13 protein-coding genes are annotated in these 20,055 nt (G+C 75.2%); 6 read left to right on the top strand and 7 right to left on the bottom strand.

The window, feature by feature from the left end:
- Window positions 1–212 precede the first annotated feature (212 nt).
- On the top strand, window positions 213–860 hold the full coding sequence (locus OG550_RS27005; RefSeq protein ID WP_327681786.1) for a hypothetical protein: 648 nt from the start codon (window positions 213–215) through the stop codon (window positions 858–860).
- A gap of 75 nt (window positions 861–935) precedes the next feature.
- Here OG550_RS27005 and OG550_RS27000 read toward each other — a convergent pair whose 3' ends face one another.
- On the bottom strand, window positions 936–2,321 hold the full coding sequence (locus OG550_RS27000; RefSeq protein WP_327681784.1) for an ALF repeat-containing protein: 1,386 nt from the start codon (window positions 2,319–2,321) through the stop codon (window positions 936–938).
- A gap of 236 nt (window positions 2,322–2,557) precedes the next feature.
- Entirely contained in the window at window positions 2,558–2,752 is a 195-nt protein-coding gene (locus OG550_RS26995; RefSeq protein ID WP_327681782.1) for a hypothetical protein, read from the bottom strand.
- A 321-nt stretch (window positions 2,753–3,073) separates the two neighbouring features.
- Here OG550_RS26995 and OG550_RS26990 point away from each other — a divergent pair, with 321 nt between their 5' ends.
- Window positions 3,074–3,598: a GNAT family N-acetyltransferase gene (locus OG550_RS26990; protein ID WP_327681780.1), complete on the top strand. Its 525-nt coding sequence runs from the start codon at window positions 3,074–3,076 to the stop codon at window positions 3,596–3,598.
- A gap of 262 nt (window positions 3,599–3,860) precedes the next feature.
- Here the strand turns inward: OG550_RS26990 and OG550_RS26985 are convergent, their stop codons facing one another.
- On the bottom strand, window positions 3,861–4,961 hold the full coding sequence (locus OG550_RS26985; protein WP_327681778.1) for an LLM class flavin-dependent oxidoreductase: 1,101 nt from the start codon (window positions 4,959–4,961) through the stop codon (window positions 3,861–3,863).
- A 466-nt stretch (window positions 4,962–5,427) separates the two neighbouring features.
- On the opposite strand from OG550_RS26985, the gene OG550_RS26980 reads away from it, so the two are divergent.
- Both OG550_RS26980 and OG550_RS26975 read left to right on the top strand, forming a co-directional pair.
- Window positions 5,428–6,909 carry an esterase/lipase family protein gene (locus OG550_RS26980; RefSeq protein ID WP_327681776.1) on the top strand — a complete coding sequence of 494 codons (1,482 nt, stop codon included), beginning with the start codon at window positions 5,428–5,430 and terminating at the stop codon, window positions 6,907–6,909.
- Window positions 6,906–12,236, top strand: a complete 5,331-nt coding sequence (locus OG550_RS26975; RefSeq protein WP_327681775.1) for a hypothetical protein — start codon at window positions 6,906–6,908, stop codon at window positions 12,234–12,236. Before OG550_RS26980 ends, OG550_RS26975 begins: the two co-directional genes overlap by 4 nt.
- Window positions 12,237–12,337: 101 nt before the next feature.
- Here the strand turns inward: OG550_RS26975 and glnII are convergent, their stop codons facing one another.
- The 4 genes from glnII to OG550_RS26955 all read right to left on the bottom strand — a co-directional run bounded on the left by glnII (window position 12,338) and on the right by OG550_RS26955 (window position 16,897).
- Entirely contained in the window at window positions 12,338–13,360 is a 1,023-nt protein-coding gene (glnII, locus tag OG550_RS26970; protein ID WP_327681773.1) for a glutamine synthetase GlnII, read from the bottom strand.
- 168 nt (window positions 13,361–13,528) lie between these two features.
- The gene (locus tag OG550_RS26965) at window positions 13,529–14,653 is read right to left on the bottom strand and encodes an SCO1860 family LAETG-anchored protein (protein WP_327681771.1); all 1,125 of its coding nucleotides are present in this window, start codon (window positions 14,651–14,653) and stop codon (window positions 13,529–13,531) included.
- Window positions 14,654–14,926: 273 nt separating this feature from the next.
- A complete protein-coding gene (locus OG550_RS26960) occupies window positions 14,927–15,604 on the bottom strand; it encodes a uracil-DNA glycosylase (RefSeq protein WP_327681769.1) in 678 nt (225 codons plus the stop codon).
- Window positions 15,605–15,796: 192 nt separating this feature from the next.
- Window positions 15,797–16,897 (bottom strand): amidohydrolase family protein, encoded by a 1,101-nt coding sequence (locus tag OG550_RS26955; RefSeq protein WP_327681767.1) that lies wholly within the window; start codon window positions 16,895–16,897, stop codon window positions 15,797–15,799.
- Between the two features lie 96 nt (window positions 16,898–16,993).
- On the opposite strand from OG550_RS26955, the gene OG550_RS26950 reads away from it, so the two are divergent.
- Complete coding sequence (locus OG550_RS26950) at window positions 16,994–18,085, top strand: pyridoxal-phosphate-dependent aminotransferase family protein (RefSeq protein WP_327681765.1); 1,092 nt, start codon at window positions 16,994–16,996, stop codon at window positions 18,083–18,085.
- Between the two features lie 213 nt (window positions 18,086–18,298).
- Window positions 18,299–19,882, top strand: a complete 1,584-nt coding sequence (gene tmpA, locus OG550_RS26945) for a 2-trimethylaminoethylphosphonate dioxygenase (RefSeq protein ID WP_327681763.1) — start codon at window positions 18,299–18,301, stop codon at window positions 19,880–19,882.
- Window positions 19,883–20,055: the final 173 nt, after the last annotated feature.

The following is a 20,055-nucleotide window of genomic DNA, read 5'->3' as shown; positions in this document are numbered from 1 at the left end:
CGTCGCGCGCGGTCAGCCGGTTGGCCATCCCTTTCGCCGCGTCCGGCCCGCCACCGGCCGGACGGGATCCCGGTGGAGGAGGGACGGGCCGGGCTCCGTGCGCGGGCTTCTGGGACAGGATCGGGATATCACGCGGACCTGGCCGTCGAGGGCTGCGGCCTACCGTGGTCCCGCCGGTGAAGCGCACCGGCGGAACGACCTGGGAGTCCCGAATGCGCACGCGCCGCCTCGCCCTCACCGCCGCCGCCGCCGTCGCGGTGCTCGCCGCTGCCGCCACCGCCTGCGGGCCGGAGAACAGCGACTCGGGCTCCGTCGCGGCGAGCCCGGCGGCGACCACCGCGGCCCCCTCGGCGACGGCCCCGGCATCGGCGCCCGCGACGGCGGCGCCCGTCAAGTCCGCCGCCCCGAGCGGCAAGGCCACGGAGAAGCCCACCGACAAGGCCACCGACAAGCCCGCCGCCGGCCGGAACTGCGGCGCCAAGGACCTCGCGTTCACCGCCAAGGCCGAGTCCCAGGCCGGCGGGTTCATCCTGATCTCCGCCAAGGCCAAGCCCGGCGTCACCTGCACGCTCCCGGGCGCGCACGCGGTGATCGCCTTCGGCTCGGGCGGGATCGAGGCCGCCAACGCCGAGCAGGCCGTCGGCGAGCCGATCACGCTCGGCGGGGACAAGGTCGCCTACGCGGGCGTCAACCCGAAGAGCACCAAGGGGAACCAGGCGATCGAGTTCACCGACGTCATCGTCGGCATCGGCAGCCCCGACCCCGACCCCGTGAGCCTCCCGGTCGGTCCGACCAAGGTGGACAAGCCGGTGGTCACCAACTGGCACACCGCCCCGAAGGACGCCGTCCCCGGCGTCTGACCCGCCGCCGCGCGCGGAACGCACGGTGCCCCGGCCGGTCGGCCGGGGCACCGTGTCGTGCTGACGGCCTCGCCGTCAGCCCTCGACGGAGCGGCGACGGCGGGACACGGCGACCAGCGCCGCACCGGCGGCGACGGCCGCGGCGGCGCCGCCGGCCTCCCAGCCGAGGCCCTCGTCCACGCCGGTGGCGGCGAGCTGGCCGGAGACCGCGGCCGTGGTGCCGGCCGTGGTGCCGGTCGCGGTGGTGCCGGTGGTGGTGCCGGCGGCCTTGGCGGGCACCACGGCCGGGGTCGCCTGGGCGCCCGTGACGGCGGCGGTCTGAGCGGTCTGGCCGGTCTGCGTGGTCTGGGCGGCCGGCTGGACGTGCCCGGCGCCGGTGTTCTGCGACTGGCCCGGCTGGACCGGCGGGGTGGTCTGCTTGGCGGCCGCCTCGGCGGCCGCGGCGGCCTCGTCCTCGGCGCGGGCCGTGTACTGGCCCTCCCGGAGGAACTTGAGGACGTCCGCGTGGCTGCCGCTCATGGCGGCGTTGGCGGCCTTCCGGACGGCCGGACCGCCGACGTGCATGATCTGGGAGAGCTTCACCCGGTCGTCCTGCTCGCGGATGTTCGGGAGCTCGACCGTGAGGAAGTGGCGCAGCTGGGCCGGCGTGCCGCCGAGGGCCTTCTGAGCGGCCTCGAAGACGGCCGGGCTGACGTCCTTGCCGCCGATGAGGGTCAGGATCTCGACCCGGTCGTCCTCGGCGCGCGCCGTGAACTGGCCCTCGGTGAGGAACTTGCGGATCGCCTCGGGGCTGTTCACCCTGAGCGCCTTCTCCGCGGCCGCCTTGACGGACCGCCCGCCGGTGCTGAGGATCTGGACGACCCTGACCCGGTCGTCGGTGATGCGCGCGTTCTCCAGGTCAACCTCCAGGAAGTGGCGCAGCTCGGCGGCGGTGCCGTCGACGACCTTCTGGGCGGCCTCGCGAACGCTGGTGCCCGAGTCCTTGTCCGCCAGGATCCGCTGCACCTCGGCCCGGTCGTCGTCCTCGGCGCGGGCCGCGAACTGCCCCTCCTTGAGGAACTTGACGAGGTCCGCGTGGCTGCCGCGAAGAGCCTCCGTGGCCGCCTTCTTGACGGCGGGTCCGCCGGTGGCGATCAGCCGGAAGGCCTCGACCCGGTCGTCCTCCTGGCGGAGCCCGTCCAGCTCGACCGTGAGGAAGTGGCGCAGGTCGGCGGCGGTCCCGGCGAGGGCCTTCTGCGCTCCCTCGCGGACGCCGCGTCCGGTGGCCTTGTCGTCCAGGATCCGCTGGATCTCGGCGCGGTCCTGCGCCTCCTGCGAGTCCTCGACGGCGTCGGAGGCCGCGTCGGGGCCGGACACCCCGGTGGGCTTCGGCTGGTCGGCGGCGGAGGCCATCGACGGGAACAGGACGGTGGGCGCAAGTGCGGCCGCGACGATGACGGCGGACACCTTGGGCAACTTCATCAAACAGACCCGTTTTCTTGAGCGGAGGACACGGGGAGAAGCCGTGAACCCGGCCAGCATAAAATTCTTACACGTCTGTCATATCACCATCAGTTTGCGGGACATCGTCGCAGCTGGACCACTCCGGCCGCCGTCGACGGGCAATGACTGACGTATGCGGACAATCCATCAGGAGTACGGGCCGATTCGATCCCGAACGGCCGGGCCTGGGCTGGGGTCGGGGGCCGGGGCCCGGGTCAGGAGCGTCCCCAGAGCCGGGACTTCCGGGCGGCCTCGGGCGGCTCGCTCCGCGGCTGCGGGGCACGCACGGGCTCCTGCCGGTGCACCAGCTCGGCCGTGGTGATCCGGCACAGGGTCCGCCCCTGGCCGCTCGCCCAGACCTCGACCAGCCACGAGTCCCCGGAGACCCGGAACACCTTGCGGCCCGGCACCTCCCCTCGCCCACGACGAACCTCTTGGGCACGTACTCCATCGCCAGCCGCTCCGCGAGCCGGCCGGCCGCCGCACGGCCGCCCTCGGCGGGCGTCCGGGTCGCCACCAGCTGCCACCGGTGCTCCCCGTCACCGCGGCCGGTCTCGGACTCGACCAGGACCATCCACCCGGTCTCCTCCTCCCGCGCCTGCACCTGCTCCTGCATCCGGTCCGGCACCCGGTCCTGCGGCACGGCATCACTGATCACCGCCGCAACGTAGCGCACCGGCCCCGCGGATATCCGATGGATCCCCGTGGGGCCGCTCTGCTTGGATCCCGCCATGACCGACGACCGCCAGACCGCCCCCGCCCCCGCCCCCGCCGCCACCGCCACCGCCACCGCCACCGCCACCGCCCAGGACCTGCCCGGCGGCGGGCCCCACGGCCTCCCCGACGGCTACGAGATCTCCACCGACCCCGGGCGCCTCGACGCCGCACTGATCCACCGCTGGCTGTCGCTGGACGCCTACTGGGCGAAGGGCCGCCCCCGCGAGAAGCAGGACACCGCCATCGCGGGCTCCCTCAACTTCGGCGTCTACGACCAGGCCTCCGGCGCCCAGCTCGGCTACGCCCGCGTCGTCACCGACCAGGCCACCTTCGCCTGGCTCTGCGACGTCTACATCGACCCCGCCGCCCGCGGCAAGGGCCTGGGCACCGCGCTGGCGGCCGCCGTCCGCGACCACCTCGCCCCGTACGGCCTGCGCCGCGTCATGCTGGCCACGGCGGACGCCCACGAGGTCTACGCCAAGGTCGGGTTCGCACCGCTGGAGACGCCCGGGAAGTGGATGGCCCTCGGCGAGCAGTGAGCCGGCGGTCCACCGGACCGGCTTCCCGGTCGTGACGCGCGCCGCACCCGGGCGCCGTCACGGTTCACCGGCACGGGCCGTCCCCCTGGCGCGCGAGGACACAGCGGACCGCTGCGCCCGCTCGACCGAGAGCACGCCCGCCGTGGAAACCGTGACAGGCGCAACGGACAGACCGGACGGACAGACCGGACAGACAGGCGGGACGGCCGGGCGGGGACGGCGCCCCGACGGGCCGCCTCCCGCCACACAACGACACCCGCCCCTACACCGGCCGCCGCCACAGGTTGCGCTCCGCGAGCAGCGGCAGCACCCCCTCGCCGAACCAGTACGCCTCCTCCAGGTGCGGCATCCCGCTGAGCACGAACTCGTCGATGCCCAGCTCGTGGTACTCGGTGATCAGGTCGGCGACCTCCCGGTGACTGCCGACCAGCGCCGTCCCCGCACCGCCCCGCAGCAGCCCGATGCCCGCCCAGAGGCCCGGGTGGACCTCCAGCCGGTCGGCCGAACCGCCGTGCAGCGCCAGCATCCGGCGCTGCCCCTCCGACTCGCTCTCCGCCAGCGCCCGCTGGGTCTCCCGGATCCGCTGCGGATCCATCGCCGCCAGCAGCCGTTCGGTCTCCGCCCAGGCCTGCGCCGAGGTGTCCCGGGTGATCACGTGCAGCCGGATCCCGAACCGCACCACCCGGCCCTGCGCGGCGGCCAGTTCACGGACCCAGGCGAGCTTCTCCCGCACCTGGGCGGGCGGTTCGCCCCAGGTCAGGTAGACGTCCGCGTACCGGGCGGCGACATCGCCCGCCGCCGGGGACGAACCGCCGAAGTAGACCGGCGGCACCGGGTCCGGCAGCCGGTTCAACTGCGCGCGCTCCACCCGGAGATGGGGCCCCTCGTGGTCGACGGTCTCGCCCGCCCAGAGCCTGCGCGTGATCGACAGGAACTCCCCGGTCCGGGCGTAGCGCGCGTCCTTGTCGAGGAAGTCCCCGTACGCGCGCTGCTCCGCCGACTCGCCGCCCGTCACCACGTTGAGCAACAGCCGCCCACCGGACTGCCGTTGGTAGGTCGCCGCCATCTGCGCGGCCAGCGTCGGACTGATCTGCCCCGGCCGGAACGCCACCAGGTACTTGAGCCGCTCCGTCACCTGGGTGAGCATCGCCGTCGTCAGCCAGGCGTCCTCGCACCACGCGCCGGTCGGCGTCAGCACCCCCTCGAACCCCAACTGCTCCGCACTGCGGGCGATCTGACCCAGATAGGCGACGGACGGCGGACGGTCCGTGCCCGCCGTGCCGGGCGTCGAGCCGTGCCCGCCGCCGACGACGTGCCGGCTGTCGCCGTTGGTGGGCAGGAACCAGTGGAAGGTCAGGGACATGAACACACACTCCGGTGCCGAGAACGCCTGTGGGGAGGGGAGAAGGAGCACTCACCGACGACAGGCGGCCGCGCACACCCGCACCAGGTCCACGTGCAGGCGCCGCACGAGGCACCCGGAAGCGGCGGCGGAGGCGGCGGGGGCGGTCATGCGGGCGATTATCCGCCCACGACCAGCACGGATCAAGAGACCCCCGCCGACGCCCTCGTCCCCCGACCCCGACCCCCCGACCGGCCGCTCCGGCCGAACAGCGGAACGGTACGGGCACACCCGATCCACCCCGTCCCGGGCCTGTGTCTCGACTTGGCCACCATGCGGCCGGAACCCTACGCCCCCGGCCCTCCCGGGCCGGACCATGGGCCTCGACACCGCGGCGTCGGAAGTGCGGTCCCGGCCAGGGGGGGTTGGGTCGACGGCACAGCGACGCCACCGTCAGCACCAGCACACCGATTCGAGTGGAGTGAGCGTGGCACGCAGGCACCTCGTGTACGTCCTGCCGGGCATCGGCGGCAGCGTACTGGAACGTCCGGGGGCGGGCGGACAGCCGGGAACGGCCGTCTGGGACGCGGGATTCGGCGACATCGCCGCCCTCCTCGCCCGACCCGGCCGCCTCACCCCCGACCGGCCGCTCCGGCCCACCGGACTCATCCGCTCCCGCCGGCTGCTGCCCGGCTGGACCGTCGTCCCCGGCTACGAACGGCTCCTCGACGGCCTGCGCGCCCTGCCCGGCGTCCGGCTCGACGAGGGCCACCCCGACCGGCGAGACCCGGCCGCCAACGTGGTCGCCTTCCCCTACGACTTCCGGCTCGGCGTCGCCCACGCCGCCCGACTGCTCGCCGCCGACGTCCACGAACGCCTCCAGGACCACAGCGAGGCCGAACGCGCCGGCCGCGTCGTCGTCGTCGCCCACTCGATGGGCGGCCTGGTCGCCCGCCACTGGCTCGGCGCCCTGGAGGGCTGGCCGCTCTGCCGCGCCCTGATCACCCTCGGCACCCCGCACCGCGGCGCCCCCAAGGCCCTCGACGTCCTGGCCAACGGCGTCCGGGTGGCCGGGTTCCGGCTCGACGACGTCAGCGACCTGCTCCGCACCTGGCCCGGCGTCGCCGACCTGCTCCCCCGCTACCCCGCCGTCTGGGACGCCACCACCGGCAGCGCCCGCCACCCGCTCGACCCGGCGCTCCCCGACCTCGGCGAGCACGCGGCGGCCGCCCTCGCCATGCACCACGAGATCGAGGACGGCTGGCGGAACATCCCGCGCGACCCCGAAGCCCCCCAAGTCCGGCCGCTGCTCGGCTGGAGCCACCGCACCCCCGGCGCCGCGTACTGGGACGGCAAGCGGCTCACGGTGACGAAGAGCATGCCCGACTGGCTCGACCTCGACGGCTGGGAGGAGGACCACGGCGACGGCACCGTCCCCGCCTACTCCGCCGTCCCCCTGGAGATGAGCGGCCACGACACCTCCGACTGGCGCGCCCGCGACCGGCACGGGCCGATCGGCTCCGCCTCCTGGATCCCCGCCCTGGTCGAGTCCTACGAGCGGCGCGCCGCGCTCACCGCCGTCCGCGGCGAGGAGCGGCTGACCTCGCTCGGCCTCGACCTGGACGAACTCCACCCGGCCGACGCCGCCGTCCCGCTCCGGGTCCGGCTGCACCGCTACACCCCGCCCGCCGGCGCGACCGACAGCGGCCCTGGGGGCGCACCCGGCGGCGAGCAGGACAGCGGCCCCGACGGCGAGCCGGCCGCAGTGTGGGCCTCCCTCCGGCAGGCCGAAGCCCCCGGGCGGCGGACCGCCGAGGTCAGACTGGAGTGGGACACCGCCGAAGGCTGCTACCGCACCGACCTGCCCGGCCAGCCGCCCGGCCTCTACGACCTCAAGGTGACCGCGAGCGCCGTCCCCGGCGCCGGCGACCTCACCGCCACCGACACCATCGCGGTGGTGGCCCCGTGACCTCGTGGCCCCGCTGGAACCAGGAGGGCGAGGACGCCGCCCTCGCCAAGTACGTCCGCCCCGACGAGGTCGCCGCCCTCGTCCGCCTCCCCGGCCCCGCCGGCGGCAGCCGCCTCGACCAGGCCCGCGCCGTGTACGAGGCCCTCGCGGGCGCCGGCATCACCTACTCGTACGAGGCACCGAGCGACGAAGCCGGCCGGCAGGCCGTCCGGCAGCCGGCCGAAGTGCTGTGGAGCCCCCGGCACGCCACCTGCCTCGACCTCGCCCTCGTCCTCGCCGCCGCCTGCCTGCACGCCGGCCTGCACCCGTTCGTGCTCCTCGTCGACCCGCCCGGCGGCAGCGGCCCCGGCCACGCACTGCTCGGCGTCCGCGTCGACGACCCCGACCCCGGCGAACCGCGCCCGCCGGACACCGACCTGTGGGCCGAGCGGCCGGAGGACTGGGACGACCTCGTCCGCGCCGAAGTCCACGGCCCCGCCCGCCCCCTGCTCGTCCTCGACCCCGTCGGCCTCGCCCACGCCCTGCCCACCTCCCCGATCACCGGCACCGGCGCCGCCTTCGCCGACGCCGCCCGCACCGGCGCCCGGTACGCGGCGGACTGGCGGTGGCGCACCGCCGTCGACATCGCCCGGCTCTGGCACGCGCAGGACACCCACACCCCGTCGGTGCACCGGGCCGACGACCCGCTGCGCGCCCCGTACCTGCCGTTCGACCCGCAGGTCCACCGCCCGCTGCGGCTGCTGCGGCCCGAGCACAACGCGGTGCGGTTCCAGGCGCGCGACGAACTCACCGTCCTGACCGACTGGTGCCGGTCCGTCGCCGAGGGGCAGCACACCGGCGTCGCCGTCGTCCACGGCGTCGGCGGCGCGGGGAAGACCCGGCTCGCCCTCGAAGTCGCCCACCGGCTCGCCGAGCAGCACGACTGGTACGCGGGCTACCTGCGCAAGGACACACCCGGCCTCGACTGGCTGGGCGTCGTCGTCTCACCCACGCTCATCGTCCTGGACTACGCCGACGCCCGGCCCGCCGAGGCCCGCGAACTGTTCAGAGTGCTTCGCCGCCGCGCCGAGCGCGGCGCCGCGCCCGCCGTGGTCCTCATGACCGCCCGCTCCACCGACGGGCAGTGGCTGCCCGACCTGCGCCGGGCGTGGCTCGCCGACGGCCACCCCTGCCGCGAACGCCCGCCGATGATGCTGCCGCCCGAGCACCCCGACGGGCGGGCGCTGGCCCGGCGCGCCGTCGAGGCGTTCGGGCCCGGCGCCCGGGCCCTCGCCCCGGAGGACCTCGCCGACGCCGCCCCGCAGGACTGGACCACCCTGGACCGCCTGCTGCTCGCCTTCCTCGCCTCCCGCACCCCGGACCGGGAGCGGCTCCCCGCCACCCGCGCCGAACTGTACGAGGAGGTGCTCGACCACGAGCGCTCGTACTGGGCCCAGGTCTACCGGCGGGCCACCGGCACCACCGGCGACGCCCCGCTCGACGTCCTCGACCGCGCCGTCACCTGCCTCACCCTGCGCGCGCCCACCGGCCGGAAGGCGACCGCCGCCGCCCTGCGCGCGGTCGAGGAGCTCGCGGACGACGCGCGGTGGCGGGAACAGATCCGCGGCGCGCTCACCGACTGCCTCCAGCCCGCCCCCGGCGAACCGCTCGCCCTCCGCCCCGACCCGATCGCCGACCACCTGACGCTGCGCACGCTCCGGGAGGACGAGGAACTGCTGACGGCCGCGCTGAGCGGACTCGGCGAGGATCAAGTGGTGAGCGCACTACGCCAGTTCAACCGCGCAGCGGCGGCCGACCAGGCGACGGCGGCGGGCATGGTCGCCGACTGGACCGCTGCCGGGGCGGAGCGCTGGCGTCCCGCCCTGACAGTGGCCACGGATCAGGGCGGAGCGGTCCTGGAAGCACTCGGACGGCTGGTCGACGCGCCGGAGGCACCGGTCTGGCTGGCCGAACTGGCGGAGACGATCCCGTTCACCTCGATCGGGGTCCCGCACCTCGCGCTCCGGGCGGAGCAGCGCCGGTTGGACGCGGCCCTCGCGGCCGCCGGGACGACGGACCACCAGATCGGCATCCTCCTCAACCGCCTGGGGCGGCGCCGGCACCACACCGGAGACCAGGCCGCGGGGCTGACCGCCTTCACCCGAGCCGTCGGCATCTACCGCCGACTCGCGATCGCCGACCCCGCCTTCCTCACCGACCTCACCGCCTCCCTCAACAACCTCGCCGTCCAGCAGTTCCAAGTCGGCGACCGGGCCACCGCCCTCACCACCGTCACCGAGGCCGTCACCCTCTACCGCCGACTCGCCGAAGCCGACCCCGCCTACCGTCCCGCCCTCGCCAGCTCCCTCAACAACCTCGCCACGCAGCAGTCGACGGCCGGTGACAAGCCTGGCGCCCTGGCCTCCGTCACCGAGGCCGTCAACCTCGTACGCCGACTCGCCGAAGCCGACCCCGCCGCCCACCTCCCCGACCTGGCCAGCGCCCTGACCAACCTCGCCGCCGACCAGGCCGACAACGGCGACCGGGCGACCGCCCTCACCACCGTCACCGAAGCCGTCACCCACTACCGCCGACTCGCCGAAGCCGACCCCGCCGCCCACCTCCCCCGCCTCGCCACCAGCCTCGGCAACCTCGCCAAGCACCGCTCCGACCAGGGCGACCGGACCGGCGCCCTCGCCGCCGCCACCGAGGCCGTCAACCTCGTACGCCACCTCGTCCGCGCCAACCCGGCCGTCTTCCTCCCGGACCTCGCCGCCGGCCTCGACAACCTCGCCGTCCACCGCTCCGACCACGGCGACCGGGCGGGCGCCCTCGCCGCCGCCACCGAGGCCGTCGTCCTCGCCCGTCGGCTGGCCGATGCCGACCCGGCCACCCAGCTCACCGGCCTCGCGGGCATCCTCAGCAACCTCGCCGTCCACCAGTCCGGGCTCGGGGACCGGGCCTCGGCCCTGGCCTCCGCCACCGAGGCCGTCACCCTCCACCGCCGACTCGCCGAAGCCGACCCCGCCGCCCACCTCCCCGGCCTCGTCCGCTCCCTCAACACCCTCGCCAACCGTCGCTCCGACCAAGGCGACCGCGCGGGCGCCCTGGCCGACGCCAGCGAAGCCGTCGGCCTCATCCGAAGGCTCGCCGAAGCCGACCCCGCCATCCACCTCCCCGTCCTCGCCCGCTCCCTCAACAACCTCTCCGTCCACCAGTCCGCCCGCGGGGACCGGAGCTCGGCCCTGGCCTCCGCCACCGAGGCCGTCGGCCTCATCCGAAGGCTCGCCGGAGCCGACCCCGCCGCCCACCTCGCGGACGCCCTCAACAACCTCGCCAACGAACAGGCCGACAACGGCGAACGGGCGGCCGCACTCGCCACCGCCACCGAAGCCGTCATCCACTACCGCCGACTCGCCGAAGCCGCCCCCGCCGCCTTCGCCCCCGACCTCGCCGGCGCCCTCACCAACCTCGCCGACGGACAGGCCGCCAACGGCGACCGGGCGGCCGCACTCGCCACCGCCACCGAGGCCGTCGACCGCTACCTCGATCTCGCCGACACCAACCCCGCCGCTTTCCTCCCTCTGCTCGCCGACGCCCTCAACAGCCTCGCCGACAGGCAGGCCGCCAACGGCAGCAGGGCGGACGCACTCTCCACCAGCTCGGAAGCCACCGCGATCTGCCGTCAGCTGGCCGCCGACGAACCGGAGGTCTTCCTTCCCCAACTCGCCTACTCGCTGCGCAACCTGGGCACCCACCAGAGCAGGACCGGCGATGACGCGGCGGCTCTGGCATCCGTCACCGAAGCCGTCACCCACTACCGCCGACTCGCCGGAACCGACCCCGCCGCCTTCGCCCCCCACCTCGCCGACGCCCTCAACCAGCTCGCCACCCTGGACACCGGGGACTCCAAGACCGGCAGCGACGCGGCAGCCCTCGCCTCCGCCACCGAAGCCGTCACCCTCCACCGCCGACTCGCCGAAGCCGACCCCGCCGCCTTCGCCCCCCACCTCGCCGGTGCCCTCGACAACCTGGCCCTCCAGCAATCCAGGACGGGCAGCGGCGCGGCGGCCCTCGCCTCCGCCACCGAAGCCGTCAGCCGCTACCGCCGACTCGCCGGAGCCGACCCCGTCGCCCACCTCCCCCACCTCGCCGGTGCCCTCGACAACCTGGCCCTCCAGCAGTTCGACAGCGGGAACCGGGCCGGGGCCCTCGACTCCACCGCCGAGGCCGTCACCCACTACCGCCGACTCGCCGAAGCCGATCCCACCGACTTCCTCAGCGGCCTCACCAGAGCCCTCCACTCCCTCGCCGCCCTGCACACCGACCGCGAACCGGCGCACACCGCCTGGCAGGACGCCCTGGCCGCGCTACGCGGCCGCCCCCTCCCCCAGGCCGTGCTGCGGGCCCACTACGCCTACTGGCTCGCCGGACGGGGCGACCACCGGCGCGCCCTCGAACTGCTCGTCGAAGCCACCGGCGCCGCCGCCCACGGCGAGCCGCGGCAACTGGGCGCCGCCCGGCTGGAGATCCGCACGCTGGTGTCGAACCTCCCCACCACCATCGGCGGCCTGCCAGGCTGGGCCACCGACCCCCTTCCGAAGGAGTTCATCGGCCTGCTCGACGTCTGGGGCGGCCAGGAGGGCTGGCCCGACGTCGAGAGGTTCCTGCACGACCATGCCGACCGGCTCCGGACGCCCGCCGGCCGGGACCACCTGCGGCTGGCCGGCGAGATGTTCCCCGAGGACTCGGACATCGCCGACCTCACCAGGGTGCTCGACGACATCGACGCCCTCGGCCTCCCGGCGGTCCTCGCCGCCGGCCGGCGCGAGCACGACGCGATGGCCCTCGCGGCCGCCTGGACGGCCCTCCCCACCTGGACCGAGTCCCAGGCGTTCCACGCCGCGCACCGGTCGGAACTGCACGACCCCCGGTTCTCCGAGGTGCTCTCGCAGGTGGACGACCCGGAGGTCCGCCGGCACCTCGCGATCGTCCGCCTGGCCCGGGTCATGCCGCTGCAGCAGGTCTACGGGATCGTCGCCGACCCCGATCTCGCGGTCGACGAGGCCCTCGCGGCCGTCGAGGCCGCGGACCTCGACCGTCTCGGCGCCGTCGAGGCCGCCTGTCCGGAGCTGCTGGACCACACCCACGGCGGACTGTTCGCCCTGGTCATCCTGCTCGGCCTGGGCAGAACCGACGCCACCCGGGAGATCGCCGCGGTGATCATCGAGCACGGCGGCGACGTCCAGCGCGAGGCGTACGCCGTCCACCTGCGCAACCTGGCGCGGCGTCTGCCGGAGCTCGCCCCCCTCGCCGGTGAGCTGGCCGACGCGATCCACCCCGGCTGACCCCGGGTACGCGAAAGCCCGCCGGGCCTCCCCCGTGCAGCAGGGGGAGGCCCGGCGGGCGCCTCGCCGTCACCGGCGAGCGGTGAGCGGCGAGCGGTGGCTCAGACCTGGCCGGCCTTCTCCAGGGCGGCGCAGCAGGTGTTGATCAGCAGGCGGGTGACCACGTACGGGTCGACGTTCGCGTTGGGGCGGCGGTCCTCGATGTAGCCCTTCTGCTCCACCTCGACCTGCCACGGGATGCGGACCGACGCGCCGCGGTTGGAGACGCCGTAGGAGTAGACGTTCCACGGGGCGGTCTCGTGCTTGCCGGTCAGGCGGGACTGGATGTCGTCGCCGTACTGGCTGACGTGCTCCAGGACGATCTCCTGGGAGGCGCCGAGCGACTCGCAGGCGGTGATGATCGCGTCGTAGCCCTCGCGCATCGCCCGGGTGGAGAAGTTGGTGTGCGCACCCGCACCGTTCCAGTCGCCCCTGGCCGGCTTGGCATCGAGGGTGGCGTCGATGCCGAACTCCTCGGCGGTGCGGTAGAGCAGGTAGCGGGCGATCCACATGTCGTCGGAGACGGTCAGGGCGTCGACCGGGCCGATCTGGAACTCCCACTGGCCGGGCATGACCTCGGCGTTGATGCCGCAGATGGCGAGGCCGGCGTCGATGCAGCGGTCGAGGTGCAGCTCGACGATCTCGCGGCCGAAGACCTCCTCGGCGCCGACGCCGCAGTAGTAGCCGCCCTGCGGGGCCGGGAAGCCGCCCTCGGGGAAGCCGAGCGGGCGGGAGCCCTTGAAGAAGGTGTACTCCTGCTCGATGCCGAAGATCGACTCCTGCGCCGCGTACTGCTCGGCGGCGGTGCGCAGCAGGGCGCGGGTGTTCGACTCGTGCGGGGTGCCGTCGGTCTCGTGGACCTCGCAGAGGACGAGGATGTTGTCGCCGCCGCGGATCGGGTCCTTGGTGACCTTGACCGGCTCCAGCACTCGGTCCGAGGCGTGGCCTTCGGCCTGGTTGGTCGAGGAACCGTCGAAGCCCCAGGTGGGGATCTTGTCGGCGTTCGGCAGGACCCGAGTCTTGGAGCGGAGCTTGGCGGTCGGCTTGGTGCCGTCGATCCAGATGTACTCGGCCTTGATTGCCACGGCGGTGTACCTCGCAAACTGAGTGGTGGGTGCCCGCGTAGCGTCGCAAGCCGCCGTTTCCCGGTTGTTCCTCTCATGTAACGCCCATGTGAACCAACCGTCCGCGTCGGCACGGTCACCGTGCGGGAGTGCCGCGGGTGGCACTCCCGCGCGGGGGCGGGGCGGGGTTCAGTGCCGGCGGGCGTGGGCGGCGGTGGCGGCCCGGCGGCGGCGGGTGGCCCAGAGGGCGCAGGCGCCGGCCGCGACCAGTGCGGCGGCGCCGGCGGCGAGCGGGGCGGTGGTGCCGCTGCCGCCGGTGGCGGCGAGGTGGTCGGCGGCGGGCGCGGAGGCCGGGGCGGTGCCGGAGGCGGGGCGGCGGGCGGCCTGGGTGCCGGTGGCGGCCTGCGGGGCGGCGGCGCGGCCGGTGCCGGGGGCACCGGTGGGGGTGCCGTCGACGACCGGCTGCGCGGTCGGCGCCGCGGTGGCCGGGGCCGCGCTCGACGGGGCCGTGGCCGGGGGGGTGGCGGGCGCCGTGGCGGTGGGCGCGGGGGTCGGCTTCTCGCAGCTCACCGAGGCGACCGTGACGGTGCCCGTCACCTTGGCGACGTTGAGGTTGAGCGGGTCGACCTCGACCCGTACCTCCAGGGCCGAGGCGGCGGCCGTCGTCGAGGTGGTGGACTTCTTGGAGAACTCGACGGACACGCTGCCGACCAGTGGCACGTCCACCCTGGTCGGCCCGTAGAGGCTGACGGTGACGGGCTTGCCGAGGAGGGTGAGCTTGGCGGGCGCGACCACGTCGGCGGTCGGCTGCCCGTCGACCGGGCAGGTGGCGGTGGCGCTGAGGGACTCCAGGCCGAGCAGGGTGGTGGCCGGGAGGCCGGGGGCGTGGACGTCGGCGTTGACCAGTTGGACGGCGGCGGAGGCGCCCTTGGCGTCGGCCCTGGTCACCGACTTGCCGATGTCCGCCTTGACCAGGGTGACCGGGCCCTGCTGGTCGACGCCGTCGACGGTGGCGGTGAGGACGGAGCCGTCCCGCTGTGCGGGGGTCTCGACCTTGTTGAGCGCGATGTTCACCGGGACGTCCACGGTCTTGTTCAACAGGCTGACGTCCAGGTCGAGTTCGACGGTGACGGCGCGAGCCCTGCCGGTCGGGGAGCCCGGGGCCGCCGCGGACGCGGAGGAGGTCGGGGAGGCCGTCGGCGCGGTGGCGTGGGCCGCGGACGGCGGGGCCATCAGCGCCGCCACCGCGAGGGCGGCGGCGCCGGCGGCGGGCACGGAGACGGAACGGGACGAGGACATGGCGGACGAGGACATGGCGGTACCCCCACGGGTGGTGAAGAGGCAGAGCGCGCCTCCGACATCACCCACCCGTAGGGGCGGGGCAAAGGGGCTGGCGCTCCGAACGACGAGCCGCCAGTCTTCTCGAACAATCCGTCACATGAGTCACACAGAACGTCATTTCACTCGTTAGGGTGAGGTTGACGCCCGAGGACGACACGGACGGCGCGCCGCGCGCTACCTACGCGCGCTACCTACGCGCGCTGCCTGTGCGCGCGCCACCTGCGCCGCGCCACCTGAGCCCGCCGGCTACGGCAGGCGCCAGTCCACCGGCTGCGCGCCCTGCCGCACCAGCAGCTCGTTGGCCCGGCTGAACGGGCGCGAGCCGAAGAACCCGCCGTTCGCCGAGTACGGGCTCGGGTGGGCGGACTCGATCGCCGGGATCTCCCCCAGCAGCGGACGCAGGTTGCGCGCGTCCCGGCCCCAGAGGACCGCCACCAGCGGGCCGCCGCGCGCCGCCAGGGCGCGGATCGCCTGCTCGGTGACCTCCTCCCAGCCCTTGCCCCGGTGCGCGGCGGGCTTGCGCGGCGCGGTGGTGAGGGCGCGGTTCAGCAGCAGGACGCCCTGCTGCGTCCAGGGGGTGAGGTCGCCGTTGGACGGCTGCGGGAGGCCGAGGTCGTTCCCGTACTCCTGGAAGATGTTGATCAGGCTCGCCGGGATCGGGCGGACCTCCGCCCCCACCGAGAAGCTGAGGCCGACCGCGTGGCCCGGCGTGGGGTACGGGTCCTGCCCGACGATCAGCACCCGCACGTCGGCGAAGGGCTGCTGGAAGGCGCGCAGCACGTTAGGCCCGGAGGGCAGGTACGTGCGGCCGGCCGCCAGTTCGGCGCGGAGGAAGTCGCCCATCGCGGCGACCCGCCCGGCCACCGGCTCCAGCGCGGTGGCCCACCCGGGCTCGACGATCTCATTCAGTGGACGCGGTGCCATGGGCGTAACCCTATCGGCCTACCCGGACAGTCCTTTCACCCGGATGATCTTCGGCCCGCACCGCCCGCACCGCCCGCGACGCCCGTACCGCCCGCACCGCCCGCACCGCCCACGGCAGGGGGCGGCAGGCCGCCCGCCCCAGCCACCGCCACCGCAGCCACCCCCCCCCACCCCAACCACCGCCCCGGGGCCTCACCCCACCGGACGCCCCCGCAGCACCACCTGCCGCGGGTCGGCGAGCACCCGCACGTCCGCCCGCGGGTCCTCCGCGTACACCACGAAGTCCGCCGACGCGCCCTCCTCCAGGCCCGGCCGGCCCAGCCACTCGCGCGCCGACCAGGTCGCCGCCGAGAGCGCCTCGGCCGGACTCAGCCCGGCCCTGACCAGCTCGGCCACCTCCTCGGCGACCAGGCCGTGGGCGAGCGAGCCGCCCGCGTCCGTCCCGACGAACACCGGGATGCCGGCGTCGTGCGCGGCGCCCACCGTGTCGTACCGGCGGGCGTGCAGCCGGCGCATGTGGGCCGACCAGGCCGGGAACTTGGACTCGCCGCCGTCCGCCAGGCCCGGGAAGGTCGCGATGTTGACGAGCGTGGGGACGATCGCGACACCGCGCTCGGCGAAGGCCGGGATCAGCTCCTCGGTCAGGCCGGTGGCGTGCTCGACGCAGTCGATCCCGGCCGCCAGCAGGTCCGGCAGCGACTCGGCGGCGAAGCAGTGCGCGGTGACCCGCGCGCCCTCCTCGTGCGCCGCCGCGATCGCCTCGGCCAGCGCGTCGCCGGGCCAGCAGGCCGCGAGGTCGCCGCGCTCGCGGTCGATCCAGTCGCCGACCAGCTTCACCCAGCCGTCGCCGCGCCGCGCCTCGGCCCGGACGTACGCGGCGAGGTCGCCGGGCTCGATCTCGTGCGCGTAGTTGCGGATGTAGCGGCGGGTGCGGGCGATGTGTCGGCCGGCGCGGATGATCCGGGGCAGGTCCTCCCGGTCGTCGATCCACCGGGTGTCGGCGGCCGAACCGGCGTCGCGGATCAGCAGGGTGCCGGCGTCGCGGTCGGTGAGCGCCTGCTTCTCGCTGGTGGCGGCGTCGACGGCGCCGTGCGCGTCCAGGCCGACGTGGCAGTGCGCGTCCACCAGGCCCGGCAGCACCCAGCCGTCCACCGTCCGGACGTCGCCGGCGGCGTCCGCGGCCGCCGGACGGTCGAAGGTCACCCGGCCGTCCACCACCCAGAGTTCGTCCCGGACGTCCTCCGGACCGACCAGCACCCGACCCCGGACGTGCAGCACCGTGCCATCGCTCATGGCCCGCACTCTACCGACGGCGGCATTCCCCGTGACCACCGCCGATGAGGCAGACTCGACCCGGCCCCCGATCCCCACCGCGAAAGGCCCGAGCCCGTGAGCCCCTTCCTCGACCTGCCCCCGCTCAGCGCCGCCGACTTCGCGGCCGTCGAGGACCAGGTGGCCGCGCTGCTGCACACCACCGCCGACGTGATCGTCACCCAGGGCGAGGCGCTGCTGCCGCTGGAGGCCGCGATCCGCGGCGCCGCCCACCCCGGCTCGACCGCGCTCAACATCGTCACCGGGCCGTACGGGCAGACCTTCGGCAACTGGCTGCGCGACTGCGGGGCCGAGGTCGTCGACCTCGCCGTGCCGTTCGACAGCGCCGTCACCGCCGGGCAGGTCGCCGAGGCGCTGGCCGCGAACCCGGCCGTCGACTTCGTCTCCCTGGTCCACGCGGAGGCGGCCACCGGCAACACCAACCCGGTCGCGGAGATCGCCGCCGTGGTGCGCGAGCACGGGGCGCTGCTGATGCTGGACGCCGTCGCCTCGGTGGCCGCCGAGCCGCTGCTCACCGACGCCTGGGGCGTCGACCTGTGCGTGATCGGCGGGCAGAAGGCGATGGGCGGGCCGGCCGGCGTCTCCGCCGTGTCGGTGTCCGGGCGGGCCTGGGAGCGGATCACCGCCAACCCGGCCGCCCCGCGCCGCTCCTACCTCTCCCTGCTGGACTGGAAGGAGCGCTGGACGGACGCCGGACGGACGGTCCTGCCGCACGCGCCCGCCCAGTTGGAGATGCTCGCCCTCGGCGCCTGTCTGGACCGGATCGAGGCGGACGGCCTGGACGCGGTGATCGCCCGCCACCGGGCGGCCTCGGCCGCCACCCGGGCCGGTGTCCGCGCGCTCGGCACCGTCGCCCCGTTCGTCCCGGAGGACGCCCACGCCGCCCCGGTGGCCACCACCCTGCGCACCCCGGCCGGCCTGGACGCCGCCGCGCTGGCCGCCGAGCTCCGCCGTCTCGACCCGTCCCTCCCCGTCCAGGCCGGCGGCGGCGCCCTGGCCGCCGGGATGCTCCGGGTCAACCACTACGGCCCGGCCGCGTCCGCGGAGACGGTCCGCGCCACCCTCGCCGCCCTGGCCACCGCCACCGGCGCCGACCCCGCCCCGGCCCTCAAGGCCGCGGACGAGGCCTGGACGGCGACCGGCCGCTGACCGCCACGGCCCCCCTCCCCCGCCCACCTCGGCCGACATACCGCCCCACACCCCGCCGCGCCCCTGCCCCGCCCCCTCGCAACCCCTCGGGAGCTTCTGTTCCCGAGGGGTTCACCGTTTCGCCACCCGGATCTCACCACCACCCGCAAGGCTCCCCACAGCACCAAGTTGGCTATACAACTTGATGCCCACCGCCCCGCCGAGGAGGAGCCCATGACCACCCACCTGCCGCCCTACTGGCTGCGCGACAACTGCCCCTGCGCCGAGTGCCGCGACCAGCGGAACGGGCAGAAGCTGTTCCAGATCACCGAGCTGCCGGACGACCTCGGCATCGCCGCGCAGGCCGAACTCGACGGGCACCTGGAGGTGCTCTGGTCGGACGGGCACCGGTCGCGCTACCCGCTGGAGTGGCTGGCCGGGGCGGCGGACGGCGACGGGCGGACGGAGGCCGACAAGCGGCTCTGGGCGGCGGCGGACTTCGCGCACGGCATCCCCGAGGCCCACTGGGAGGCCTACCTGGCCGACCCGGCGGAGCAGGCCGCCGTCCTGGCCGCCGTGCGCCGATCCGGCTTCGCCGTGCTGCGCGGCGTCCCGGCGGTCGAGCGGCAGGTGCTCGCCGTCGCCGGGACCTTCGGCCACGTGCGGGTCACCAACTACGGCGAGCTGTTCGACGTCCGGGTCGAGCCGGACCCCAACAACCTGGCGTTCACCAGCGTCGCGATCACCCCGCACACCGACAACCCGTACCGGGACCCGGTCCCCACCCTCCAACTGCTGCACTGCCTCGACAACTCGGCGACCGGCGGGGACTCCGGCCTGGTGGACGGGTTCAAGGCGGCGGCGGTCCTGCGCGAGGAGGACCCGGAGGCATTCGCGGTGCTGACCCGCACCCCCGTCCCGTTCGTGTTCCGCGACCGCGGCACCGAGCTGCGCGCCGACCGGCCGCTGATCGACGTGGACCCGCTGGGCCGGATCCGCGAGGTGCGGTTCAACAACCGCTCGATCGGCACGCTGCGCGGCGCCGCCGGGGAGCTGGAGGCGTTCTACGCCGCCTACCGCCGGTTCGCCGCCATCACCCTCCGCCCGGAGCTGCAGCTGGAGTTCCGGCTGGACCGGGGCGACTGCCTGATCTTCGACAACGTCCGCCTGCTGCACGCCCGGACGGCCTTCGAGAAGGACGGCCACCGCCACCTCCAGGGCTGCTACGCCGACCTCGACTCGCTGACCAGCACCCTCGCCGTGCTGCGGCGCCGCGCGGCCGCGCTGGACACGATCGCCGAGCTGTTCGCGGGCGAGGGCGCCGGGGAGTACCTGGGCGAGGCGGTGACGATGGCCGAGCACATGCTCCAGGCCGGGGCGCTCGCCCAGGCGGCGGGCGCGGCCCCGCACCTGGTCGCGGCGGCGCTGCTGCACGACATCGGCCACTTCCGGGGCGCCCTGCACGGCAGGGACCTGATGGAGGGCCGGGACAACCGGCACAGCGACACGGGCGCGGACTGGCTGGCCCGCTGGTTCGGCCCGGAGGTCACCGAGCCGGTCCGGCTGCACGTGGCCGCCAAGCGCTACCTGTGCGCGGTCGAGCCCGGCTACCGGGAGCGGCTGTCCGAGGCGTCCGAGTACACGCTCGGGGTGCAGGGCGGGCCGATGACCGGGGAGCAGGCCGCCGCCTTCGCCGCGCACCCGGGCGCCGAGGACGCGGTGGCGGTCCGCCGCTGGGACGAGCAGGCCAAGGAGGCGGACGCGGACACCCCGGACTTCGAGCACTTCCGCCCGCTGCTGGCGGCCCTGATGCACTGACCCCGGGCGAAGGGGCGGCCGGCGGCCGGCGCACACGAAGCGGGGCGGGGGCCTGCCGGCCTCCCGCCCCGCTGTGCTGCGCCCCGACCCCGGCCGGAGCGCTCCCCTGCCGACTCCCCCGCCGACTCCCCTGCCGGCTCCCCCGCCCGCTCCCCGAATCCGCCTCCCCCCGC

Origin of the sequence: Kitasatospora sp. NBC_00458 (assembly GCF_036013975.1) — a bacterium.
Taxonomy (GTDB): domain Bacteria; phylum Actinomycetota; class Actinomycetes; order Streptomycetales; family Streptomycetaceae; genus Kitasatospora.
The sequence above is the reverse complement of the archived record's forward strand: the minus strand, read 5'-3'. Positions and strand labels throughout refer to the sequence as shown.